Origin of the sequence: Actibacterium mucosum KCTC 23349 (assembly GCF_000647975.1) — a bacterium.
GTDB classification, from domain to species: Bacteria; Pseudomonadota; Alphaproteobacteria; order Rhodobacterales; family Rhodobacteraceae; genus Actibacterium; species Actibacterium mucosum.
On sequence record NZ_JFKE01000002.1, the window covers coordinates 460,819 to 483,675 of the forward strand.

The 22,857-nt window shown below is 62.3% G+C and carries 21 protein-coding genes; 11 read left to right on the forward strand and 10 right to left on the reverse strand.

Features of this window, described 5'->3' with window-relative positions; all coding sequences use genetic code 11:
- Positions 1–33: 33 nt before the first annotated feature.
- The 6 genes from ACMU_RS05695 to hpt all read right to left on the reverse strand — a co-directional run bounded on the left by ACMU_RS05695 (position 34) and on the right by hpt (position 5,514).
- Entirely contained in the window at positions 34–1,122 is a 1,089-nt protein-coding gene (locus tag ACMU_RS05695) for a hypothetical protein (protein WP_051588005.1), read from the reverse strand.
- Positions 1,123–1,719 (reverse strand): 5-bromo-4-chloroindolyl phosphate hydrolysis family protein, encoded by a 597-nt coding sequence (locus ACMU_RS05700; protein ID WP_035257056.1) that lies wholly within the window; start codon positions 1,717–1,719, stop codon positions 1,123–1,125.
- On the reverse strand, positions 1,719–3,335 hold the full coding sequence (locus ACMU_RS05705) for a vWA domain-containing protein (protein ID WP_035257057.1): 1,617 nt from the start codon (positions 3,333–3,335) through the stop codon (positions 1,719–1,721). Before ACMU_RS05705 ends, ACMU_RS05700 begins: the two co-directional genes overlap by 1 nt.
- Before the next feature lie 91 nt (positions 3,336–3,426).
- Positions 3,427–4,329 (reverse strand): c-type cytochrome, encoded by a 903-nt coding sequence (locus ACMU_RS05710; RefSeq protein ID WP_035257060.1) that lies wholly within the window; start codon positions 4,327–4,329, stop codon positions 3,427–3,429.
- A gap of 66 nt (positions 4,330–4,395) precedes the next feature.
- Positions 4,396–4,869: a c-type cytochrome gene (locus ACMU_RS05715; RefSeq protein ID WP_035257063.1), complete on the reverse strand. Its 474-nt coding sequence runs from the start codon at positions 4,867–4,869 to the stop codon at positions 4,396–4,398.
- Positions 4,870–4,971: 102 nt separating this feature from the next.
- The gene (gene hpt / locus ACMU_RS05720) at positions 4,972–5,514 is read right to left on the reverse strand and encodes a hypoxanthine phosphoribosyltransferase (RefSeq protein WP_035257066.1); all 543 of its coding nucleotides are present in this window, start codon (positions 5,512–5,514) and stop codon (positions 4,972–4,974) included.
- A gap of 67 nt (positions 5,515–5,581) precedes the next feature.
- Between hpt and ACMU_RS05725 the strand changes: the two genes are divergently transcribed.
- Both ACMU_RS05725 and ACMU_RS05730 read left to right on the forward strand, forming a co-directional pair.
- Positions 5,582–6,040: a type II toxin-antitoxin system RatA family toxin gene (locus tag ACMU_RS05725; protein ID WP_035257069.1), complete on the forward strand. Its 459-nt coding sequence runs from the start codon at positions 5,582–5,584 to the stop codon at positions 6,038–6,040.
- Positions 6,041–6,132: 92 nt separating this feature from the next.
- Positions 6,133–7,386, forward strand: coding sequence for an MmgE/PrpD family protein (locus tag ACMU_RS05730; protein ID WP_328286653.1), 1,254 nt, complete (start codon positions 6,133–6,135; stop codon positions 7,384–7,386).
- Here ACMU_RS05730 and ACMU_RS05735 read toward each other — a convergent pair.
- From ACMU_RS05735 to ACMU_RS05750, 4 genes are all read right to left on the reverse strand, one after another.
- A complete protein-coding gene (locus ACMU_RS05735; RefSeq protein ID WP_035257071.1) occupies positions 7,383–8,561 on the reverse strand; it encodes an ammonium transporter in 1,179 nt (392 codons plus the stop codon). The genes ACMU_RS05730 and ACMU_RS05735 overlap by 4 nt on opposite strands.
- A gap of 162 nt (positions 8,562–8,723) precedes the next feature.
- Positions 8,724–9,200, reverse strand: a complete 477-nt coding sequence (locus ACMU_RS05740) for a CinA family protein (RefSeq protein ID WP_035257073.1) — start codon at positions 9,198–9,200, stop codon at positions 8,724–8,726.
- Positions 9,193–9,672 carry a phosphatidylglycerophosphatase A family protein gene (locus tag ACMU_RS05745; RefSeq protein ID WP_035257076.1) on the reverse strand — a complete coding sequence of 160 codons (480 nt, stop codon included), beginning with the start codon at positions 9,670–9,672 and terminating at the stop codon, positions 9,193–9,195. Before ACMU_RS05745 ends, ACMU_RS05740 begins: the two co-directional genes overlap by 8 nt.
- The gene (locus ACMU_RS05750; protein ID WP_035257078.1) at positions 9,669–10,817 is read right to left on the reverse strand and encodes a bifunctional 2-C-methyl-D-erythritol 4-phosphate cytidylyltransferase/2-C-methyl-D-erythritol 2,4-cyclodiphosphate synthase; all 1,149 of its coding nucleotides are present in this window, start codon (positions 10,815–10,817) and stop codon (positions 9,669–9,671) included. Before ACMU_RS05750 ends, ACMU_RS05745 begins: the two co-directional genes overlap by 4 nt.
- A 156-nt stretch (positions 10,818–10,973) precedes the next feature.
- Between ACMU_RS05750 and dusB the strand changes: the two genes are divergently transcribed.
- From dusB to hflX, 9 genes are all read left to right on the forward strand, one after another.
- Positions 10,974–11,990, forward strand: coding sequence for a tRNA dihydrouridine synthase DusB (gene dusB, locus ACMU_RS05755; protein ID WP_051588008.1), 1,017 nt, complete (start codon positions 10,974–10,976; stop codon positions 11,988–11,990).
- Positions 11,987–13,066, forward strand: a complete 1,080-nt coding sequence (locus ACMU_RS05760; RefSeq protein WP_035257084.1) for a two-component system sensor histidine kinase NtrB — start codon at positions 11,987–11,989, stop codon at positions 13,064–13,066. Before dusB ends, ACMU_RS05760 begins: the two co-directional genes overlap by 4 nt.
- Positions 13,067–13,105: 39 nt before the next feature.
- Entirely contained in the window at positions 13,106–14,473 is a 1,368-nt protein-coding gene (locus ACMU_RS05765) for a sigma-54-dependent Fis family transcriptional regulator (RefSeq protein ID WP_035257087.1), read from the forward strand.
- Between the two features lie 97 nt (positions 14,474–14,570).
- A complete protein-coding gene (locus tag ACMU_RS05770; protein WP_152544523.1) occupies positions 14,571–16,835 on the forward strand; it encodes a sensor histidine kinase NtrY-like in 2,265 nt (754 codons plus the stop codon).
- A gap of 11 nt (positions 16,836–16,846) precedes the next feature.
- Positions 16,847–18,256 (forward strand): nitrogen assimilation response regulator NtrX, encoded by a 1,410-nt coding sequence (ntrX, locus tag ACMU_RS05775; protein WP_035257090.1) that lies wholly within the window; start codon positions 16,847–16,849, stop codon positions 18,254–18,256.
- A gap of 55 nt (positions 18,257–18,311) precedes the next feature.
- The gene (gene trkA / locus ACMU_RS05780) at positions 18,312–19,688 is read left to right on the forward strand and encodes a Trk system potassium transporter TrkA (RefSeq protein WP_035257093.1); all 1,377 of its coding nucleotides are present in this window, start codon (positions 18,312–18,314) and stop codon (positions 19,686–19,688) included.
- Between the two features lie 4 nt (positions 19,689–19,692).
- Entirely contained in the window at positions 19,693–21,210 is a 1,518-nt protein-coding gene (locus ACMU_RS05785; protein WP_035257095.1) for a TrkH family potassium uptake protein, read from the forward strand.
- A gap of 128 nt (positions 21,211–21,338) precedes the next feature.
- A complete protein-coding gene (hfq, locus tag ACMU_RS05790; RefSeq protein ID WP_035257097.1) occupies positions 21,339–21,572 on the forward strand; it encodes an RNA chaperone Hfq in 234 nt (77 codons plus the stop codon).
- A gap of 8 nt (positions 21,573–21,580) precedes the next feature.
- Entirely contained in the window at positions 21,581–22,855 is a 1,275-nt protein-coding gene (gene hflX, locus ACMU_RS05795; protein ID WP_035257098.1) for a GTPase HflX, read from the forward strand.
- Positions 22,856–22,857: the final 2 nt, after the last annotated feature.

Consider the following 22,857-nt stretch of genomic DNA (forward strand, 5'->3'; position numbering starts at 1 on the left):
AGGAAGAGTCACATTGCCGCATTGCAGCAAGTTTTATCTTACGGCGGCAATAACCCGCTGCATCACGCCAGCGGCCGGCATGGGCACCACCAGGGAAACGGTGTCGGGCAGGGCGGCTGCCTTGATCTCGGACGGGTCGTTCTCTACCCCGATCAACCCGGTGCGGAACCCGTGCTGGGCCCAGGCGATCGCCTGAAGGTCGGGGTCGATCAACGCTTCTTTCAGGCGATCACAGACCGGGCTGAGCGAGATCAGCGGGTGCGACGCAAAAACGGTCGGCTCCGGATAGATCACGCGGATTTTCGACTTGATCAGGTCGGCGAAATTGGCGTTTTCGTTCAAAAACTCGACCAGCTGGTTTTCATAGCCCACGATGATCGGCCGCGCGCCCATACCCTGTTTCAAGAAGTTTTCGAAAATGTCGCCAGAACTGGCTTCCATATGGCCCATCGCGGCAAAGTAATCTTCGATCCGGGGCAGCAGAGTCGGCAGGCTTTCTTCGGTGGGTACGTCGCCGCCGTTCAGAACCGTGGCCAAAAGACCCGACCAGATATTGCCCGAGTTCGACTTGGCCGGGTGGGTCGAGAACACTTTGAACGGCCCGTAAATGTTCAGGCCCAGGTCTTCTTTCCACCGCGCGCCGTCTTCGATCAGCTTGCCCAGCGCCTGCACATCCGCCGTCAGGAACCCGTCATTGCGTTTGGCCACAACCCCGGCGCTGGTCAGCGCATCGGCCACGTCGGACCACGCGTAAAACACGATGGGCGAGTTGAAAATGGTTTCGTCGCTTTTGACTGGTTTGCCGGAAAGACGCGCCAGTTCCACCGCAACCATGTTCGACGGCCACAGGCAGTGCCGCCCGGTGCTGTCCAGCGTTGTCACCATCTCGACCGACCCGGCCTTCGAGGCGTTCAGCGTGATTTTGTAGCGGTTCTCGATGATTTCGGCGACTTGCGGGTTTTTCAGCAGCGCCGATTTTTCGCCGCCGTAAAAGATCGACACCTCAACCGGGTCGCGCCGTTCGACCTGTCGTGTCAGGCTGGAGAGGTCCAGAAACGATATGCCGGCAGCCAGTCCGGCAACAACAAGCAGAATGATCAGGCCAATAATCGAACGGTTCATCTATCCACGGTCCATTTGCGTCGCAAGGGCGGCCACCTGAACTTCAAGCGCCGCGAAATCATTTTCAAGGCAAGCGCGGTCGATCTCTTCGATGACCGGGCCAAAGCTGCGGATCTGTGTGCCTAGCGCTTGCAGCCTGTCGCCATGTTTGGGACCCGCACGGCGGGCGAGGGCGCCATAGGCCTCGACCGTTTGCACGACGACGGGCAGGTAGTTGTTCACAAACCGGCGGGCCGAGCGGAAATCCTGCGGGTCAGCCAGAACGTTTTCGCGGATCGAACGCAGGTGATCCGCCATCTCTACCAATGCGGCCCTGTCCGTCTGTGGGGCGGTTTCTGCGACGCCGGCCAATCGGTTGGCGGCGTCCTGTAACGCTGTCCCTGCGGATTTGACATCGGCGGCTGACACGCGGCTGCTCAGCATCACCTCATCTGCCGGGGTCCGCCGTCCAACAACCAGAAGCAGTGCGAAGTACACGATAATGCCCAGGCCAAGCGCCGCCCACCAGACCAGCGAGATGCCAAAATAAAGAGCCAGAAAGACAACCGCCGCCAGCACACCGGCCAGGATTTGTCTGGGCCCGTCAGGCAGTTTCATCAGTTATACCCCTTGGCCTTACGCAGCGCCCCGGCCAGATCCGACCCGGCGGAAAACTGTCTGCCGATCGTGGCCTCGTTCAGCTCTTTCAGCTGTGTCTCGTCGGCGGCCCCAAAGGCAATCGCGTGGATCGGCACGTCCGAGCCGAACCCGTTGGTTTCCAACGTGCGCAGCAGAAGGTCGCGGTTGATCGTGTCCGAGGCACCGTCGGTCATCGCCACGATGGCGGGCAGATAATCAAACAGCGTGCCGTCGGCATGGTACGGCTCCAACGCCTCCAGCGCGTACCACAGCGCGGCATAAAGGTCGGTGCCGCCGCCGGCCTGCAAGCCCTGCACCGTGTTCAGCGCCTGTCGCAGGGCGGCAGGTTCGGCACCTTTATAGGTTTCGGGCGGCAGGTGTTCGTGGTTGAAGGCCAGCAGGATATTGATATCGCGCGACGAGGGTTGCAGCAGGTTCACCGCCGCGGCCTCGGCATCCAGCAGCAGCCCCATCGCGGCTTTCAACTGGTCCAGCGGTTCCCCTTCCATCGAGCCGGACACGTCCAGCACCCAAACCGTCAGCGACGGTTTGCGCAGCTCAGACTGATACAGCCGCAGTGCCTCGCCGATCACTGCGGCGTCGGGGGTGGGGATCGGGGCGATGGCGCGGTTCAGGTCGACACCCCACTCGGGGTTCCAGACCGCCGTGTCGGCATTGTCGGCCGCCAAGCCGATCAGACCGGCGCGCCGGCCCAGCGCCACCAGCTGATCCTGCACCGGATCGCTCAGCAGATGCGCCTGCAGATTCAAAAAGGCCTCTTCGGTTTCGGCGTTGCCCTTGTTCACATAGCCCAGCGGGCTGTCGGCCACCGACAGACCATTGGCCGGGTAGATCACGTAAAGCGGGTCCTGGCCCGATGCGACCAGCGCCTGGTTGGCCTCGATCACCAGCGCCTCGTAGTTGAACATCGCGTCAAAGGCCCGCGGATTGGCGACCAGGCTGTCCTTCAGCCAGCCCGACGAGCCCGACGACCGGTCCACCTGCGCCAGCAGATCGCGCACCTTGTCCTGCAGTGCCTCATCGCCCAGATCGTCCAGCGTCAGAACGTCGGGGTTGTCCCCCAGCGCATAGAGAAAGCCGAAATAGGCCGAAGCGCCCGAGTTTGATTGCGTGGCCGAGGTCATCGACAGGCGGAACTTATCGGCGCTTGCGGCTTCTTGGATCATCTGCACGGTGATGTCGTCGCGCCCGACCCAGCCCAGCCGCTCCGCAATCGGTCGCCGCAGGCCCAACACAACGGGCGAGCGCAAAATCGACTCGCGGTGCTTTACCACTTTCTGGGTGTCACCCAGTTCGATCCACAGCGAATTTGCTGGCCAGACGGCATCAAATTCGCCCTCGGCACCTTCGCCCAGGATACGCGAGATATCCACGGACCCCTTGTAAGTGACTTTGACATCGACACCGTTCTCGTTGCCCCATTCGGCAATGATCGGTTCCAGGGCCTTGTTTTCTGAACCCGAAACAATGTGCAGGTTGCCGCGCAACCCGTTTTGCTGCGGAATGATCCCGCTGCCAAAAACCACGGCAATGGCCAACAGGGCCACGGCTACAATCGGTATCAGTCGCTTCATCTGCGTCGCGCTCCCGCTCGTGTTATCCGAGACTTAAGATACTACCGGCGCAAATGTAACAGCTATGATGTATTAGTGGGGATTTTCCCCGTCACTCCGCCGCTTTGGAAACAGCCGGTATGGCCTGAAGATACGCGGCAATTGCGGCGCGGTCTTCCGGGCTCAGTTTGGCGGTGTTCTCGATTACATGGGCCATATGTCCGCCGGCACTGTCAAATTCAGGCGTAAACCCGCTTTCCAGGTAATAGGCGACATCTTCGGGTGACCATGTCAAAGCAGCTGACGTGATGTTGGGAACACGTCCCTTGCCGCTGGGATCGGGGGCGCCGCCCATCCAGCGGGCGCGGTCCAGCCCGCCCAAGGCGTTGCGGGGCGTGTGACACTCGCCGCAATGACCCAAGGCCTCGACCAGGTACCGGCCACGTTCCAGCTCGGGCGACAGGGCGTCGTCGGCCATTACCCACCCGGTGCCTCCGAACAACAGTTTCCAACCCCCCAGGCTGCGCCGGATGTTGAACGGAAAGCTTACGTCATGCGGCTGATTGGGGGTTGAGTCAGCAGGCAACGTGTCTAGGAAGGCTTTCAAGTCCACCAGGTCTTTCAGCTCGGCCCGGCCATAGGACGTATAGGGGAAGGCGGAAAAGTAGTGCGCGCCATCGGGGGAAACACCAAGCTTGACGGCATTCACCAGATCGATCGTCGACCAGCCGCCAATCCCGGCCTCGGAGGGCGAGATATTCGGGGCGACGAACGTGCCGAAGGGGCTGGGGAATTTCTGACCGCCTGCAAGCACCAGCTTGTCCTCACCGGTGGCATTTGGTGCCGCATGGCAGGACGCGCAGCCAGCCGCATAGAATACGGTTTCGCCGTTTGTGACGTTTGGTTCCAGCCCGCTGATGCTGTCCTCGCTCAGGCTTTCCGGGGCGGTCATAACCCAAAATGCCGCCGCGCCCACAATGCCCAGCCCGATTAAAATGCGCAGGATACGGCCCATCTCAGCCCTCGAAATCTATCAAAAAAAGGAAAAGGCGCGCAAAATTATGCGCGCCTTTGTAACGGCTTAGCGCGGTGCGCGGAAGGCTTTGTGGCAATCGCCACAAGCTTTGCCCACACCACCCAGTGCAGCGCGCACGCCGTCCAGATCACCCGATGCCGCTTCCAAAGCGGTGGCGGCTTCGATCAGGGCGTTGGCGTAACCAAAGACTTCGTCCGACTTCTCCCAGATGGCGGGCAAAGCACGGGTGCCTTCGATCGACGCATTGTCCGAACCGGCCGGCCAATAGGTTGCCTGGTTCATCGAGGCCAGCGCCACCAGGTTGGCTGCGCTGCCTTTGGCGATGTCTGCGTTGAACTCTGCTTCGCCCTTGGCCATGGCGCCCAAAACGCCCAGGTTATAGCCGTAAAGGTTCATCTGTGCCTGCCGTGCTTTCGCGGCTTGCTGTTCGGGCGAGGCGTTGTGGCCGCCCGCAAAAGCGGTGCCGGCGGCGATGGTGGCTGAGGCAATTGCAGCAATCAATTTGGGTTTGGTGAACATGGAATCCTCCGGTTCTAAATGGTTTCCCCGAGAGTTTAACGTTTCAGCCCACTTTTCCTTCCGTGCAAAAACGAACAGATTTGGCGCGTGGGTGCGCATAACTCAGTCTTCGGTGAAACGCACCTTGCCAATGTAACCCAGGTTGCGATTGCGTTGGGCAAAGTCGATGCCATAGCCCACCACGAACTCGTCGGGGATTTCAAAGCCGGTCCAATCGGCGCGGATGTCGACCTCGCGGCGGCTGGGTTTGTCCAGCAGCGCACAGATCTTCAGGCGTGCCGGATTGCGCCCGCTGAGCAGGTGGCGCACGTGGCTGAGGGTGAACCCCGTATCGACGATATCTTCAACAACCAGCACGTCGCGCCCTTCGATCTGACTGCGTAAGTCCTTGAGAATGCGCACTTCCCGGCTGCTTTCCATACCGTCGCCATAGCTGGAGGCCTCGAGGAAATCGACCTCGACCGGCAGGTCCAGCTCGCGCACCAGATCGGCGATGAACACGAACGAGCCGCGCAACAGCCCCACCACGATCAGCTTGTCGGTGTCGCGAAAGCAATCGGTGATCTCGGCCGCCAGCGCCTCGACCCGGGCGGCGATGGTCTTGGCGGAAATCATCTCGTCGATCACATAGGATTGGTGCGGCATGGGGACCCCTTGTTTTCAGGCGGGTTATGGACGATTTACCCTCAACCGATAACAGTTTAACGCGCCCATGCCGAGCCATTCCGAAACAAAGACCCTGCCGTATTCTGCCGCACAGATGTATGAGCTTGTGGCCGATGTGGCGGCGTATCCGCAATTTCTGCCCTGGACCGCGGCGGCGCGCATCCGATCGCGTAAACCAACCCCCGAGGGCGAGGTTCTGGAGGCGGATTTGGTCATTAGTTTCAAGGTGTTCCGCGAACGCTTTGGCAGCCGCGTCACCCTGAACCCCACCGCCAGGCAGATCGACACGGAGTATATCGACGGGCCGTTCAAACACCTGACCTCGACCTGGAAATTCCGCGATATGCCCGATGGGGGCTGCGAGGTGGCGTTCAGCGTGGACTTTGAATTCCGGAACCGCGTGCTGGCCGGCGTGATCGGAGTGGTGTTTCACGAGGCGATGCAACGGGTCGTTAAGGCCTTTGAAACCCGGGCCGCGGCGCTTTATGGCGGTGGCAAAGTTTAACGTTGTTTTGCAAGTTTCGGCCCGGTTTCCGATCCGGAGTTTAAACTTTTCCGCCTCTTGCATCGCGAAAGGAAACCGGCCCTAATCGCGGAATGACCATGGACCCCATCGCCCAGAAACTGATTGATTTCACTTTAACCGCCCGGCCCGGCGCCGAGGCCCGCGCGGTGATGCAATTGTCGCTTTACGATTGGTTGGCCTGCGGGCTGGCGGGCCGGCCCGAGCCGCTGGCCAGGATCACCCGCGAACAGGCGCTGGCCGAAGGCGGGGCAGAGTTGGCGATGATGCTGGGCGGCGGTCGGGTGCCAGCCCGCGCGGCAGCCCTGGTGAACGGGGCCACCTCGCACGCGTTGGATTATGACGACACCCATTTCGCCCATATCGGCCACCCATCGGTGGCGGTGATCCCGGCGGTTCTGGCGGTGGGCAGCGACGATGTGGTCGGCGATGCGCTGATCGGGGCCGAGGCCTCGGTTGCGGTGGGGATGTGGCTGGGCCGGGGGCCGTACAAGGTGGGGTTCCATCCCACCGCGATTGCCGGCGCCATCGGCGCAACGCTGGGTGCTGCGCGGGCGCGCGGGTTGACCGCGGAACAGACGGGCCATGCTCTGGGCATTGCGGCGACCAAGGCGGCGGGGCTGATTTCAACCTTTGGCACGATGGCCAAACCGCTGAACGCGGGGCTGGCGGCGGAATGCGGGGTGGTGGCCACCGATCTGGCGGCGCGCGGGTTCATCGCCAATCCTGGCTCGCTGGCGGGGCCAAACGGGCTGTGGGCGACCCATCACGGCGATGGGGACGCGGGGGCGCTGAATACGCTGGGCGCGGACTGGCGGATGGTCGATGTCAGCCACAAGCTGCACGCGTGCTGCCACGGGTTGCACGCGATGCTGGAGGCATTGTCGGGCACCGAGGGCACGCCCGAGGCGGTGCAGGTGACCACCCATTCACGCTGGATGCCGGTGTGCAACATTGCCGAACCGGCCACCGGGCTGCAGGCCAAGTTCAGCTATCGCCACACGGCGGCCATGGCGCTGAGCGGGATGGATACCGGCGATATCGGCAGTTTCACCGATGCCTGCGCCAATGATCCCAGGCTGATGGCGTTGCGGCGCCGGGTTGCGGTCATCACCGACGACACCTTGTCCGAGATGCAGGCCCGCGTGGTGGTGGATGGCAAGGCGCTGTTCCACGATCTGGCGGCGCCTATGCCGCTGTCGCTGCGCACCGAGAAACTGCGCCGCAAGGGGCGGGCGTTGCTGGGCGATTTGGAACCCGAGGCCTGGAACGTAACAGCGCGCCCGCAGGTGACCGCGGACGCGCTGCAACCCCTGATGGGCGTTTAGCTGACGTGGTCGTAGGCACGCTCGCCATGGGCCGAGAGGTCCAGGCCGGTGGTTTCAGCCTCTTCATCCACGCGCAGGCCAACCAGCGCCTTGCAGACGAAGACCAGGATCACCGTCACCACGATGGTGAAGACACCCACGATCAGCAGGCCGAAGATCTGCGCGCCCCAGGCCCCGGCGCCGAAGACGGCGATCATGATCGTGCCGAAGATGCCGCCGACGCCGTGCACGGCGAAGACGTCCAGCGTATCGTCGATCTTCAGCATGTTGCGGACCACATTCACGGCCTCCTGGCACAGGATGCCGGCCACCGCGCCGATGGCCAGAGCCTCGACCGGTCCCACAAAGCCCGAGGCCGGGGTGATCGAGGCCAGACCGGCGATGGTGCCGGTGACCAGACCCACAAGCGAGGCTTTGCCGTACTTGATCCGCTCCCACAGGGCCCATGTCAGCGACGCCGTGGCGGCCGAGATATGGGTGACGGTCAGGGCCAGCGCCGCGCCGCCATCGGCCGCCAGTTGCGAGCCGCCGTTAAAGCCGAACCAGCCCACCCACAGCATCGCCGCGCCGATCATGACATAGCCGGGATTGTGCGGCGGTTTCGAGGTGTCTTTGCGCGGGCCAAGGAACACCGCGATGATCAGGGCCGCGATGCCTGCGGTTTCGTGCACCACGATGCCGCCGGCAAAGTCGCTGACCGCGCTGCCACCGATCCAGTTTTCGCCCGCCATAAAACCGCCGCCCCAGATCCAGTGCACCACCGGCGCATAGCAGATCAGCATCCACAGCGATGAGAACAGCAGCACAAAGCCAAAGGTCACGCGTTCCACATAAGCCCCCACGATCAGCGCCGGAGTGATGATGGCAAAGGTCATCTGGAAGGCAAAGAACAGCACCTCGGGCAGGGTGCCCCACAGGCTGTCGGTGGTCACGCCGTTCAGCAGCACCTTGTCAAAGCCGCCCCAGAACGGGCTGGCCTCGCCAAAGGCGATGGAATAGCCGGCGACCAGCCACAGTACGCTCATCAAGCAGGCGATGGCATAGCAATGCATAAAGACGCTCAGCACGTTGCGCGCGCGTACCAGCCCGCCGTAAAACAGTGCCAGCCCCGGCAGTGTCATAAACAACACCAGCGCCGTAGCCACGATGATCCAGGCCGTATCTGCCCCGTTCATAATCGTTCCCTTCCAGATTTGATTGTTTTGCGGGCAGAGAGCGAAGATTCTTCGCCAAATAAAGTCTCAATCGCGCGCAGTAGCGCCAAAAAAGCAAGCAGAGTAATAACTGATTAAAATATAAGCTCACATCGCGCAATATGATCAAAAATTGTGCTTAATCTAGAGCGCGTCCAAGTGCCGCAAGAGCATCGCCAAGGCGTGCCGAACCGTCGCTTGGCGCACGTTCGAGCGGCCCCGCGCGCCAAATTCGACGGTCTCGGTATGCGGTGTTGCGCCATCTGCCGCAAGGCCGAAACACACCCGGCCCTCGGGCTTGTACTCGGACCCGCCGGGCCCGGCGATGCCTGTGACCGAAACCGTCAAATTCGCCTCGGTGCGCGCCAGAGCGCCCTCGGCCATTTCGCGCGCGACTTCTTCGGATACTGCCCCGTGCGTTTGCAATGTCTCGGCCGAGACACCCAGCATCGACTGCTTGGCAACGTTGGAATAGGTGACGAACCCGCCCTCGACCACGTCCGAGCTGCCGGGCACCTCGGTCAATGCCCCTGCGATCAACCCGCCGGTACAGCTTTCGGCGGTGGCTATGCGCCGCCCCGCGGCGCGGGCGGCGTCCAGAACCTTGGCGGCGTCAGGCATGGGCAATCCCCGCCGCAGCGGCCACCACAATGGCGGCCATGATCCCGGCAATAACATCGTCCAGCATCACGCCCAGCGGGTCATTGCGTCGATCGGCCCAGCCAACGGGGCCGGGTTTCCAGATATCAAACAGGCGAAAGGCAAAGAAGGCTACGACCCATCCGGGCCACAGGGCGGTCACGTCTGCGCCCGCCATCTGCGCACCCAGCGACACCGGCCACAACGAGATCCACATGCCCGCAACCTCGTCAATCACGATCTCGGACGGGTCATGGTCGTCGCGGCCTTCGGTTTCGCGGATTGTGGCCCACCAGCCCAGCAGGAACACCGTGAAGGTTGCAACCACCACCAGTTCGAACCCACCCGCAAGGTGCAGCAGCAACAGGGCAGGACAGGCAGCCAATGACCCCCAGGTGCCCGATGCCGGGCGCAAGAGGCCGGTATAGAAGAACGTGGCGATCAGTTTGGTCATGACGCCACCAATGTTGCGGTGGCCAATGCGGCAATGCCTTCCTTGCGCCCGGTAAAGCCCAGTTGCTCGGACGTGGTGGCCTTGACGCTGATACGGGACATGTCGACGCCCATGATCCGCGCCAGGGCCGCGCGCATGGCGTCTGAATGGGGGCCAATCTTGGGGGTTTCGCAGATCAGCGTGACATCGGCATGGGTGACGGTAAATCCGCGGTCGCGGGCCTGCGCCATCGCGTGTTCCAGAAAGATGTGGCTGGCGGCCCCTTTCCATTGAGGATCCGAGGGCGGGAAATGCTGACCAATATCGCCCAGCGCCAGGGCGCCATAAATGGCGTCAGTCAGGGCGTGCATGCCCACATCGGCATCGGAATGGCCAACCAGGCCGTGGCTGTGGTCAATCTCGACACCGCAGAGATGGACCGAGCTGCCTTCCCCAAAGCGGTGCACGTCAAAACCATTGCCGGTGCGAATATCCACGGATTGCCCTTTCAGAATGCGTCGCGCCCGGGCGAAATCGCCGGGGTGGGTCAGTTTGATATTGTCCTCATCGCCCTCGGTGATCGTCACGTCAAGCCCGGCCGCCAGAGCGGCGGCAACGTCGTCGGCTGTGCCGCCGCCATGGGTGTCATGGGCGGCGCGAATGGCAGACAGGTGAAACCCTTGCGGTGTCTGTGCGCGAAACAGACCGTTGCGATCGGTCAACCCGGTAACGCGCCCCTGTTCGCCTTGCCACAGGGCGTCGGTAACGGGCAGGGCGGGCGCGGCGGCGGGACCATTTTCGAGGGCGGCAATCACGCCATCGATCACCTTGGCAGTCACCAGCGGGCGCGCCGCGTCGTGGATCAGAACCCGGGCCTCCTGCGTGTCGGGCAGGGCGGCCAGCCCGGCGCGGACCGACGCGTCGCGGGTTGCCCCGCCTTCAACAAGCGTGACCTGCGCAATATCCGGGCCGAGTGCCTGTTCGATCAGCGCCATGTCATTGACGTTATGCACCACGATGATCCGCGCAATGCCCGGATGACTGGCAAACCGCGCGACGGTCTGCGCCAAAACCGGGCGGTCGCCAAGCCTCTGAAACTGCTTGGGGACATCGCCGCCAGCCCGCGCTCCGCGCCCGGCTGCCACGATGATGGCGCTGATGGTCATGGTGCTCTCCAAATTGTGTTGCCTTGGTGTATGCTTTGCCGATCACAGGGGCAACATTCGCAATTTGCGGTGGCGAATTGCCTAAAAACTGTGCAAACCGTGTTTGCGTTGTGACGCATTGCGACATGGAATTGCATTCTGTTCAATGGCTCATTAATGCCTGAGACTAACTGCACAAGGAATAATCACTTGGCCATTATAGTGGCAAACATCGAACTGGCATCACCCGTGCTGCTGGCTCCGCTGGCGGGAATCACGGATTTGCCGTTCCGCAATCTTGTGGCGGGGTTCGGCGCGGGGTTGGTGGTATCGGAAATGGTCGCCAGCCAGGAGATGGTGCAGGCAAAGCCCGGTGTGCGCGAGCGGGCCGAGCTGGGATTCGGTGTGGCTGACACGTCGGTCCAGTTGGCCGGGCGCGAGGCGCATTGGATGGCCGAGGCCGCCCGCATGGTCGAAGCCAACGGCGCGCGGATCATCGATATCAATATGGGCTGCCCCGCCAAGAAGGTGGTGAACGGCTATTCCGGTTCCGCCCTGTTGAAAGACCTCGACCACGCGCTGACGCTTATCGAGGCGGTGGTGGGTGCGGTAAAGATCCCGGTCACGCTGAAGACGCGTTTGGGGTGGGATGACGATCTGCTGAACGCGCCCGAACTGGCCCGACGGGCCGAGGCAGCCGGGATCGCGATGATCACCATTCACGGCCGCACGCGGTGTCAGTTTTACAAAGGGTCCGCGGATTGGGCAGCGATCCGAGCGGTGCGCGAGACCGTGACGATCCCGGTGATTGCCAACGGGGATATCGTAGACGCAAACACGGCTCGCCGGGCGCTGAACGCGTCGGGCGCGGATGGCGTGATGATCGGGCGCGGTGCGCAAGGGCGGCCCTGGCTACTGTCGCAGGTCGACGCGGCGCTGAGTGGCGCGCAAGCGCCCGAAAAGCCGTTGGGGCACGATCTGATCGACATGGTTTGCAGTCACTACGACGCGATGCTGTCCTTTTATGGGGCCGACCTGGGAGGGCGCGTCGCGCGCAAGCATTTGGGATGGTACATGGATGACGCGGGTACACCGACCGGCCTGCGCAAACGGGTGCTGACCGCGAAGCCCGAACAGACGATGCGCTTGCTGCCTGATGCGCTGTCTTTTAGCGCGGAACAGGTGGCCGCATGAGTCGCGACACCGACACGATCTGGTCTGCGCTGCCGTTGCCGGCCTTTATCCTTGGGGCGGATAACCGCATTTCAGAGATCAACCCGGCGGCCGAGCTGTTCATGAACAAGTCCCTGCGCAGTCTTGCCGGTGCGAAACTGTGGGACAAGCTGACGATCAATGCCAACCTGCCCGACGCGGTGGGGCGCGTGCGCGCAGACGGGCTGGAGATTGTGATCAACGATGTCGACGTGCTGGCGGCGGGGCGCGCGGCGGTACAGTGCAACATTCAGGTTGCGCCACTGATCGAGGACGAGCACTCGATCCTTCTGCTGATTTCCCCACGCGAGATTGCGGACAGGCTGGGCCGGGCGCAATCGTCGAAATCCTCGGCAAAATCCGCAATTGGCATGGCCGAGATGCTGGCGCATGAAATCAAGAACCCTCTGGCGGGGATCACCGGGGCGGCGCAGCTGTTATCGATGAACCTCAGCGATGACGACCTTGAGCTGACCGATCTGATCGTGGCCGAAAGCCGCCGCATCGTGAAGCTGCTGGAACAGGTTGAGCAGTTTGGCAACCTGCGTCCGCCGGAACGCCGCGCGCTGAACATCCACGATCTGTTGGATCGCGCCCGTCGTTCGGCCACGGTGGGGTTCGCGTCGAACCTGCGGATTGAAGAGGCTTATGACCCGTCGCTGCCCCCAACGCTGGCCGATGGTGACCAGTTGTTGCAGGTGTTCCTGAACCTGCTGAAGAACGCCGCGCAGGCGATGGAAAGCTCTGGCGTGGGCGACACGATCCGGCTGCGCACCTTCTATGACCGCACGCTGCGCCGGGTGGGTGACAACGGGACCGGCGAACCGGTGCCCCTGCAGGTCGAGATCATCGACAATGGCCCCGGCATTCCCGCAGATATCGCCAGCGAAGTGTTCAACCCCTTTGTTTCGGGCCGCGAGAACGGCACCGGGCTGGGTTTGGCGTTGGTGTCCAAGATTATTTCCGACCATGGCGGGTTGATCGCCGTGGACAGTTCGCCCGGCAACACGGTGTTTCGCCTGTCGCTGCCGGTAGCTCCCAACGACAAGGGGGACTGACATGAATTTTGACCCACCACATCTGAAAGGAACCTGCTGATGGATGGCACGATCCTTGTGGCCGATGACGACCGCACGATCCGAACCGTATTGACCCAGGCGCTGACGCGCGCGGGTTGCAAGGTGCATGCGACCAGCTCGCTGATGACGCTGATGCGCTGGGTCGAAGAGGGCAAGGGCGACCTTGTGATCTCGGACGTGGTTATGCCCGACGGCAACGGGCTGGAGGCGCTGCCGCGCATCACCGAAGAACGCCCCGGCCTGCCGGTGATCGTGATCTCGGCGCAGAACACGATCATGACGGCCATTCAGGCCGCCGAGGCCGAAGCCTATGATTACCTGCCCAAACCGTTTGACCTGCCGGACCTGATGAAACGCGCCGCGCGGGCGCTGGAAACCAAACGCCGGGCGCCGGCGGCTCGGCCCGCCGAAGAAGTGCCGGGCAGTTCGGACGACCTGCCACTGGTGGGGCGCACCCCGCAGATGCAGGCGCTGTATCGCCTTGTGGCCCGGGTGATGAACACCGATCTGTCGGTGCTGATCACCGGCGAAAGCGGCACCGGCAAATCACTGATCGCCCGCGCCGTGCATGATTTCAGCGACCGCCGGACGCTGCCATTTGTGACGGCCTCGGCCTCGGACCTGGACGGGGTCGATGGCCCCGCGGCGCTGGCCGCCAAGGCGCGCGGCGGGTCGATCCTGTTTGACGAGGTTGCCGATCTGGATGACGAGGCGCAGGGCCGCGTGGTGCGGATGCTGGATGGGTTCACCGACACCTCGCCCCGGATCATGGCCACCTCGCAGGGCAACCTGATGGCCAAGATGGAGGCCGGCGAGTTCCGGCAGGACCTGTTTTACCGGCTTGGCGGGGTTACGGTGAACGTGCCCAGCCTGCGCGAGCGGGTCGATGACATCCCGCTGCTGACCGAGCATTTCCTTGCCCGGGCCGAGCGTGACGGCCTGCCGCCGCGCCGCCTGTCGGACGAGGCAATTGACCTGATCCGCGCCTATAGCTGGCCGGGCAACGTGCGGCAGCTGGAAAACACCGTGCGCCGGCTGATCGCGACGTCGAGCGAAGAGGTGATCGGGCGGGCCGATGTGGAAATGGTCCTGGGCTCGCAGCCCGAGATCGAACCGCTGGTGGGGGGGGGCAATGAAAAGCTGTCCGCATCGGTGGGCAAACATCTGCGCCGCTATTTCGACCTGCATGGCGGGGTTCTGCCACCGCCGGGTCTTTATTCGCGTATTCTGCGTGAAGTAGAGCTGCCGCTGATTGAAATTGCGCTGGATGCGACGGGCGGAAACCAGGCGAAATGCGCCGATCTGCTGGGCATCAACCGCAATACGCTGCGCAAGAAAATCACAGATCTGGATATCCGCGTGACACGCCGCCGCAAGTTGATGTAAAATCGCAACACGCAGTTGCCATTTTGTGCCGTGTCCCGCGGGACACACCGCATGATGCGGCAGCTGTGAGCAGAGATACAACATCACGAGGCTTGGCGTGAAAGGCCGGGGCGGTATTGCAACGATAGAACGAGCGGCGCGCCTTTGGCGGGTACGCCGGGTTCAGAACGCCGCGACATTGGGTCTGGTGTTGCTGGGACCGGCTTTGGCCATCGGCACGTTGCTGATGCTGGGCCCTTTGGACCAGGGGGCGGATTCCTCGTCGCTGCGGTTCATCCTGTTGGCCGATATGGTCTATATCCTTGTGGTTGCAGCCCTTGTAGCACAGCGCGTGGCCAACATGGTGACGGCACGCCGCCGCCGGTCTGCGGGTTCCAGGCTGCACCTGCGGCTGACGGGGGTCTTTGCCTTTGTGGCGTTGCTGCCAGCCGTTCTTGTGGCGGTCTTTGCCGGGCTGACGGTGAACACCGCGTTGGAGGGGTGGTTCTCGGAACGGGTGCGATCGGTTGTCGGGGCGTCGCTGTCGGCGGCACAAACCTATGAGGCACAGGTTACAGCCGACCTGCGTGACGACTCGATGGCGCTGGCTCGGGCGCTGAACCGGGTGGGTTCGACATCGCCCTTTTTCAACGATGGCGAGATTCGGCAGGCTCTGGGAAGCTTGCAGCAGCAGGTGCAGCGCGGGTTGAAAGAGGCCTATGTGATTGATGGTGTGGCGGAAATCCGCGCACGCGGCGATCGTTCCTACCTGTTCGACTATGAAGCGCCTCTAGAGGCAGAGATCGAGGCAAGCCGCAGCCAAAGCCCGGTTCTGATCCCCGACTGGACCAACAATGAATACCGTGCACTGGTGCAATTGACCGGGTTCAACGACCGTTACCTTCTGGTCTCTCGCGAGGTGGAGGGCAACCTGTTGCTGTTGCTGGATGAAACCAAGCAAACAGCGGCGCTGTACAATCAGCTGGAAAGCGAACGCGGGCAATTGCTGTTCCAGTACGGCATTCTTTACATCGGTTTTGCGCTGATCCTGATCCTTGCTGCGGTCTGGCTGGGCCTGTGGTTCGCGGAACGTCTGTCGCGGCCCGTGGGGCGGCTGGCGGGCGCGGCACAGCGCGTGGGTGCGGGCGATCTGGATGTGCGGGTGGTCGAAGAACGCGGCGACGACGAAATCGCGATGCTGGGCCGGATTTTCAACCAGATGACGCGGCAGTTGAAGGGCCAGCGAGAAGAGCTGTTGGAGACCAACCGCCGGACCGAGGAACGGCGGCGGCTGTTCGATTCGGTGCTGGGATCGGTGACGGCCGGGGTGATCGGGCTGGATGCGGATGGGCGGCTGGAATTTGCCAACCGGTCCGCGCAGCGGCTGCTGGATCTGGACGAAGACGCCAGCCACAAATTGCCGCTTCGTGCAGCCGTGCCCGAGTTCGAAGCGCTGTTCGACAAGCTGTTCGAAACCGACCGCGAGATGACGCAGGACGAGGTAAAGCTGACCCGCAGGGGCAAACAGGAAAGCCTGCTGGTGCGGATGGCGACCCGGCGGCGCAACTCGGGCGGGTTGGAAGGCTATGTGGTGGCGTTCGATGACGTGACCGACCTGGTTTCGGCCCAACGGATGGCGGCATGGGGCGACGTGGCGCGGCGCATCGCGCATGAGATCAAGAACCCGCTGACACCTATCCAGTTGTCGGCCGAGCGGGTAAAACGCAAGTTCCGCCCCCTGGTGGGGGACGAGGCCGAGGCGCTGGAACAGTATACCGACGTTATTATCAGGCAAACCAATGACTTGCGGCGCATTGTTGATGAGTTCTCAAAATTCGCCCGCATGCCCGAGCCCGAGCGCAAGGAGTGCGATCTGGCGGCGCTAGTGCGCGATGCGGTGACGTTGCAGAAGGCGGGGCAACCGGATGTGGACATTCGGGCAGATATTCCCGACGGCGCCGTGACCTGCGACGTGGATGCAACCATGATCAGCCAGGCCTTGACGAACCTTATCAAGAACGCCGGCGAAGCCACGGAAACGCGGACGGAAAAGAGCGTCGGCCTGCCATTTTCACCGGAAATTCGCGTGACATTGAATTGCAGTGGCGATACCGCCTTGATCACCATTGCAGACAACGGAATCGGCCTGCCAGAAGACCGCGCACGACTGTTCGAACCTTATGTCACCACACGGGACAAGGGCACCGGACTGGGCCTGCCGATTGTAAAGAAAATTGTGGAAGAACATGGCGGTACACTGGTTCTTTCAGACGCGCCTTCGTTTGACGAAGACGCACATCTTGGGGCGATGGCAGAGATCACGCTGCCATTGGTCCAATCCCAGACGCGCAGACGATTTGTGACCGAAGCTGCCGCAGAATAAGGATAACAGGCATGGACGACATTTTAATTATTGATGACGAACGCGACATTCGGGAACTGATCGGCGATATTCTTCGCGATGAGGGGTACAATACGCGGCTGGCCGGGGACTCGGACAGTTGCATGGCCGAGATCAACAAAGAGCCGCCCTCGTTGATGATCCTGGATATCTGGCTGAAGGACAGCCGGATGGATGGCATCGATATCCTGTCAGCGGTCAAGCGCGACAACCCCGACATTCCGGTGGTCATTATTTCAGGGCACGGGAACATTGAAATCGCCGTCGCGGCCATCAAGCAGGGCGCGTATGACTTCATCGAGAAGCCGTTCAATATCGACCAGCTGATGGTGGTGGTGCGCCGCGCGATGGAGGCCTCGCGCCTGCGCCGCGAAAACAGTGAGCTGAAACGCAGGGATGTAACCTCGTCCGAGATGATCGGCAACTCAACCGCGTTCAAAGCGCTGAAATCGCAGCTGGACAAGGTGACCAAATCGAACGGCCGCGTGATGCTGACCGGCCCGGCGGGATCGGGAAAAGAGGTCGCGGCGCGCTATATCCACGCGCAGTCAGGCCGGGCGAACGCGCCGTTTGTGACAGTGAACTCGGCCTCGATTGAACCCGAACGCATGGAAGAGGTGCTGTTTGGCCGCGAAAGCACCGACCGCGGGGTGGAATCGGGGCTGTTGGAACAGGCGCATGGCGGGGTTTTGTTCTTTGACGAGGTGGCCGACATGCCGCTGGGCACGCAGTCCAAGATCCTGCGGGTGCTGGTTGATCAGCAGTTTTCGCGGGTGGGTGGTACCGGCAAGGTGCGGGTGGATATCCGCGTGATCTCGTCGACCAACCGCGATCTTGAGGCCGAGATTGCCGGGGGCCGGTTCCGCGAAGAGCTGTATCACCGGCTGAACGTGGTGCCCGTCAGCGTGCCGTCGCTGGACGAGCGGCGCGAGGATATTCCGGCGCTGTGCGCGCATTTCATCGCCGAGTTCAACAAGGGGCAGGGGCTGCCCCTGCGCACGGTGGGCGACGACGCGGCGGCGCATCTGCAGACGATGGAATGGCCCGGCAATGTGCGACAACTGAAGAACGTGATCGAGCGGGTGCTTATCCTGGGTGACGGCAATGGCCCGATCGAGGCGGCCGAATTGCCGAACCCGGCCGATCAGAAATCGACCGAGGGGCGCATGCAAATGGGGGGCAATCTTGCGACGTTGCCCCTGCGCGAGGCGCGCGAACTGTTCGAACGGGAATACCTTCTGACGCAGATCAACCGGTTTGGCGGCAATATCAGCCGCACGGCAACCTTTGTCGGGATGGAACGGTCGGCCCTGCACCGCAAGCTGAAATCACTGGGGGTTGTGACCTCGAACAAAACCGGCGCGCGCGTGGCCCATGTGGACGACGAGGCGTTGACCGATTGACCGGCGCGGAAGCTTCTGCAAAACATGGCCCGGCAGCAGGGAACGGAATGCTTGAATGAAAGTCATCATTTGCGGTGCCGGACAGGTTGGGTGGCAGATTGCGCGTCATCTGGCCAGCGAGCGCAATGACGTAACCGTTGTTGACCACAATCCTGACCTTGTGCGCCGGGCAACCGAAACGCTGGATGTGCAGGGCGTGGCAGGGTTTGCCAGCTATCCTGACATTCTGGACCGTGCCGGGGCGCGGGACGCCGATATGGTGATTGCCGCGACCTATTCGGACGAGGTCAACATGGTCACCTGCCAGGTGGCGCATTCGGTGTTTGCGGTGCCGCGCAAGATCGCGCGGCTGCGGGCGCAAAGCTATCTGACGGCGATTTATTCCGACCTTTACCGCCGCGACCACATGCCGATTGACGTGGTGATCAGCCCCGAGCGCGAGGTGGCCGAGGCCGCGTTGCAGCGTCTGGCGGCGCCCGCGACCTTCGACACCGAAAGCTTTCTGGACGACAAGGCGCAGCTTTTGGGCATTCGGCTGGAGGAAGACTGTGCCGTGCTGAACACGCCGCTGCGGCAGTTGACGGATCTGTTTTCGACCCTGCGGGCCATCGTCGTTGGCGTGCGGCGCGGGGGTAACCTGTTCTCGCCTGCTGCCGGGGATCAATTGTTTGCCGGCGACGAGATTTACGTCTTTTGCCATACCGAAGATGTGCAGCGCACGTTGGAGATTTTCGGCAAAACCGTCCACAAACAAGAGCGCGTGGTGATCGTGGGGGCCGGCAATGTTGGCCTGGGCGTGGCGCAAGAATTGGAGCGCAGCGCAAACCGCATCCGCGCCAAGGTGATCGAGAAGGACCGGGTCAAGGCCGAGATCGCCGCCGATGGGTTGGAGCGCACCATCGTTTTGAACGGCGACGGGTTGGATATCGGGCTGCTGAGCGAGGCGGCAATTGACCGTGCCGACGCGATTTTGGCCATTACCGACGACGACAAGACCAATATGCTGGTGTCGGTCCGGGCCAAACAGGCGGGGTGCCCGATGGCGATCTGTTTGGTGAACGATCCAACGCTGGTGAACCTGATGGAGCCGCTGAACATCGACGCCTATATCAACCCGCGCGCCACCACCGTCAGTTCGATCCTGCGGCACATTCGGCACGGGCGGGTGCGGGGCGTCTATTCAATCGGTGATGCCGAGGCCGAGGTGATCGAGGCGCAGGTGCTGTCGACGTCACCCATTGCCGGGCAACGCATTCGCGACATTGATTTCCCCGAAGGCGTTCTGGTTGGGGCGCTGTCCAAGGGCGATACTTATGTGCGGCCCACGGGCGGTACGCGGATCGAGGAAGGCGACGAGATCGCGCTGTTTGCCATGGCCGACGATGTGCCCGAGGTCGAGCGGCTGCTGCAGGTCTCGATCGATTTCTTCTAAGCTGATGCGCTGGGTCCTGAACGTCCCTTTTTACGTGATCCTGTTGGCGGTCTGCACGGCGGCAATGTTGCTGCCTGCCTTTCACGCCTGGGCCGTGCGTGACTGGCTCAGCGCGCGGGCCTTTGTGTACATGGCCATGGGGCTGGGTCTTTTCACCACCTTGCTGGGGCTGGCGACCTTTTCGCGGCGATCACCGGACGTGGTGCGCACGCACCTTCTGACGCTGCCCGCATTTTTTGCGCTGATGCCTTTGGCGCTGGCCTTGCCGTTTCATCAGGCGCTGCGCGATACGACCTTTCTGAATGCCTATTTCGAAATGGTTTCATCGCTGACGACAACCGGCGCGACGCTGTTTGATGACCCGGACCGTTTGCCCCTGTCGCTGCATTTGTGGCGCGCATTGGTGGGCTGGATGGGGGGGCTGTTTTTGTGGATTACCGCCTTTGCGATTCTTGGGCCGCTGAACCTTGGCGGGATCGAGGTGTCGCGCTCTGGGCCCATCGGGCGCGGGGCGCAACGCTGGCGTGGTGCGGTCAACGTGACGGATCCCCGGCAACGCCTGTCGCGGCTGACCCTGCAACTGACCCCGATCTATATCGGGGCCACGGCCGCTTTGTGGGCGTTGCTGTCGACGCTGGGCGAGGATCCGTTTGTTGCAGCGTGTCACGCGATGTCCGTGCTGGCCACCAGCGGTATTTCACCGGTGGGAGGGCTGGAGGGTTCGTCCATCGGCTGGTTTGGCGAACTGGCCGTGTTCGGGTTTTTCATCTTTGGCATCACGCGGCTGAGTTTTCGCAACGATCAGCAGGTGACCGGCTGGTGGAAGCCCGGCCGCGACCCGGAGGTGACGATGGCCGTGATCTTCATGATCACGTTGCCGGTCTTTTTGTTCCTGCGCCATTGGCTGGGCGCCTATGACGTGGATGAAGAACAGAATGTCCTGTCGGCGATCAAGGCATTATGGGGATCGGTCTTTTCGGTGCTGTCTTTTCTGACCACAACCGGGTTTGTTTCCGAAGGCTGGGCCGAGGCGCGCAACTGGTCTGGCCTGCAGACGCCGGGGCTGGTGCTGCTGGGGTTGTCGATCTTTGGTGGCGGGGTGGCGACCACGGCAGGGGGCGTAAAACTGTTGCGGGTCTACGCGCTGTACCGTCACGGACTGCGCGAGATGGAGAAACTGGTGCACCCGTCCTCGGTTGGCGGTTCGGGCGCGGTGGAACGCCATATCCGGCGGCAGGGGGCCTTTATGGCCTGGGTGTTCTTTATGCTGTTCGCCCTGTCGATCGCGGCGGTGATGCTGGGCCTGGCGCTGACGGGACTGGATTTCGAGAGTGCGACAATCTTTGCGGTCGCCAGCTTGTCGACCACCGGGCCGGTGGCCTTGGTGGCTGGAGAAGTGCCGCTCAGCTATGCCTCTCTGGGAGATGCCGCAAAATTAATCGCCGCGGCGGCGATGGTTGTTGGTCGCGTTGAAACCTTGGCCTTTATCGCGTTGCTGAACCCGTCCTTCTGGCGTGCGTGACACAATCGCCGTGCGAATTGTCCTACTTTTTTATTTCGGGCTGGTAACTCTTTAATACCCGTACCATAATTGATCCGCAATTCGACGGTGCCCTGATCCGGGGCCAAACAAAAAAGGCAAGAACAACGATGGCTGCCGATAAACAGAACCTGCAGGACGCATTTCTCAATCACGTCCGTAAAACAAAGGTTCCGGTAACGATTTTCCTGATCAACGGGGTCAAGCTGCAGGGGGTTATCACCTGGTTTGATAACTTCTGCGTATTGCTGCGCCGTGACGGACAATCGCAGCTTGTCTATAAGCATGCGATTTCAACGATCATGCCGGCTCAACCAATCAGCCTGTATGATGGCGAGGAATAATCCAGCGAATGGAAGAGCATAGTACCCGCCCGACCCGGGCCTGGGTGCTGCATCCTGACATTTCGTCTGATCGCGCGCGCCGGGCCGCCGGGCCTGCGCTGGCCGAGGCTGTGTCACTGGCTGCGGCACTGCCACATCTGGAGATCGCGGGCGCCGAGGTGGTGCCGCTGCCCAAGGTGCGTCCTGGGTTGCTGTTTGGATCCGGCAAGATCGAGGAGCTGGCCGCCAAGTTCAAAGCGAACGAGGTGGATCTGGTTCTGGTAGACGGGCCCGTCACGCCGGTGCAGCAGCGCAATCTGGAGAAGGAATGGAAGGTCAAACTTCTGGACCGGACCGGGCTGATCCTCGAGATCTTCGCCGACCGCGCCCGCACGCGCGAAGGTGTGTTGCAGGTCGAACTGGCCGCGCTCAGCTATCAGCGGACGCGGCTGGTGCGGGCCTGGACCCACCTGGAACGCCAGCGGGGCGGTTTGGGCTTTGTCGGCGGTCCCGGCGAGACCCAGATCGAGGCGGACCGCCGCGCCATTGACGAGGCGATCACCCGCATTCGCCGCCAACTGGCCAAGGTGGTGAAAACCCGCGACCTGCACCGGGCGGCGCGCAAGAAGGTGCCGTTCCCGATTGTCGCGCTGGTGGGCTATACCAACGCGGGCAAATCGACACTGTTCAACCGGCTGACCGGGGCCGAGGTTCTGGCCAAGGACATGCTTTTTGCCACGCTGGACCCCACCATGCGCGCGGTGGAATTGCCGACCGGCAAAAAGGTGATCCTGTCGGACACGGTGGGCTTTATCTCGGACCTGCCGACGCAGCTGGTCGCGGCCTTCCGCGCGACGCTGGAAGAGGTGCTGGAGGCCGACCTGATCTGCCACGTGCGCGACATCGCCGCCGACGAGACCGAGGAACAGGCCGCCGATGTGGAAACCATCCTGACCGAACTGGGAGTGCGCGAAAACGTGCCCCGGATCGAGGTGTGGAACAAGACCGACCTTCTGCCCGACGATCAGCGAGAAGCGCTGTCAAAGCGCGCCGAGCGGGCCGAGGATATCTTTGCACTTTCGGCCTATGAAGGCACCGGCCTGACCCCGTGGATCGAGGCCGTGACCGCCGCGCTGGACGACGCCCGCCACGACAGCACCCTGAACCTGCCTTATGCCGATGGCCGCCGCCGGGCGTGGCTTTATGATCAGGGCGTGGTTCGCGACGAGGTGCAGGGCGAAGACGGCGTCACCCTGCAGGTCCACTGGACCGCACGGCAGGAAAAGGCGTTTCGCGGGCTTTAGGG

Excerpts from the sequence above, each read along its gene's own strand:
- ACMU_RS05785 (WP_035257095.1), top strand. The coding sequence starts at position 19,693 with ATGCGCTGGGTCCTGAACGTCCCTTTTTACGTGATCCTGTTGGCGGTC.
- trkA (WP_035257093.1), top strand. The coding sequence starts at position 18,312 with ATGAAAGTCATCATTTGCGGTGCCGGACAGGTTGGGTGGCAGATTGCG.
- ACMU_RS05700 (WP_035257056.1), bottom strand. The coding sequence starts at position 1,719 with ATGAAACTGCCTGACGGGCCCAGACAAATCCTGGCCGGTGTGCTGGCG.
- ACMU_RS05705 (WP_035257057.1), bottom strand. The coding sequence starts at position 3,335 with ATGAAGCGACTGATACCGATTGTAGCCGTGGCCCTGTTGGCCATTGCC.
- ACMU_RS05710 (WP_035257060.1), bottom strand. The coding sequence starts at position 4,329 with ATGGGCCGTATCCTGCGCATTTTAATCGGGCTGGGCATTGTGGGCGCG.
- ACMU_RS05725 (WP_035257069.1), top strand. The coding sequence starts at position 5,582 with ATGCCGAGCCATTCCGAAACAAAGACCCTGCCGTATTCTGCCGCACAG.
- ACMU_RS05750 (WP_035257078.1), bottom strand. The coding sequence starts at position 10,817 with ATGACCATCAGCGCCATCATCGTGGCAGCCGGGCGCGGAGCGCGGGCT.
- hpt (WP_035257066.1), bottom strand. The coding sequence starts at position 5,514 with ATGCCGCACCAATCCTATGTGATCGACGAGATGATTTCCGCCAAGACC.
- hflX (WP_035257098.1), top strand. The coding sequence starts at position 21,581 with ATGGAAGAGCATAGTACCCGCCCGACCCGGGCCTGGGTGCTGCATCCT.
- ACMU_RS05765 (WP_035257087.1), top strand. The coding sequence starts at position 13,106 with ATGGATGGCACGATCCTTGTGGCCGATGACGACCGCACGATCCGAACC.
- dusB (WP_051588008.1), top strand. The coding sequence starts at position 10,974 with ATGCCTGAGACTAACTGCACAAGGAATAATCACTTGGCCATTATAGTG.
- ntrX (WP_035257090.1), top strand. The coding sequence starts at position 16,847 with ATGGACGACATTTTAATTATTGATGACGAACGCGACATTCGGGAACTG.
- ACMU_RS05735 (WP_035257071.1), bottom strand. The coding sequence starts at position 8,561 with ATGAACGGGGCAGATACGGCCTGGATCATCGTGGCTACGGCGCTGGTG.
- ACMU_RS05740 (WP_035257073.1), bottom strand. The coding sequence starts at position 9,200 with ATGCCTGACGCCGCCAAGGTTCTGGACGCCGCCCGCGCCGCGGGGCGG.
- ACMU_RS05760 (WP_035257084.1), top strand. The coding sequence starts at position 11,987 with ATGAGTCGCGACACCGACACGATCTGGTCTGCGCTGCCGTTGCCGGCC.
- hfq (WP_035257097.1), top strand. The coding sequence starts at position 21,339 with ATGGCTGCCGATAAACAGAACCTGCAGGACGCATTTCTCAATCACGTC.
- ACMU_RS05695 (WP_051588005.1), bottom strand. The coding sequence starts at position 1,122 with ATGAACCGTTCGATTATTGGCCTGATCATTCTGCTTGTTGTTGCCGGA.
- ACMU_RS05745 (WP_035257076.1), bottom strand. The coding sequence starts at position 9,672 with ATGACCAAACTGATCGCCACGTTCTTCTATACCGGCCTCTTGCGCCCG.
- ACMU_RS05715 (WP_035257063.1), bottom strand. The coding sequence starts at position 4,869 with ATGTTCACCAAACCCAAATTGATTGCTGCAATTGCCTCAGCCACCATC.
- ACMU_RS05730 (WP_328286653.1), top strand. The coding sequence starts at position 6,133 with ATGACCATGGACCCCATCGCCCAGAAACTGATTGATTTCACTTTAACC.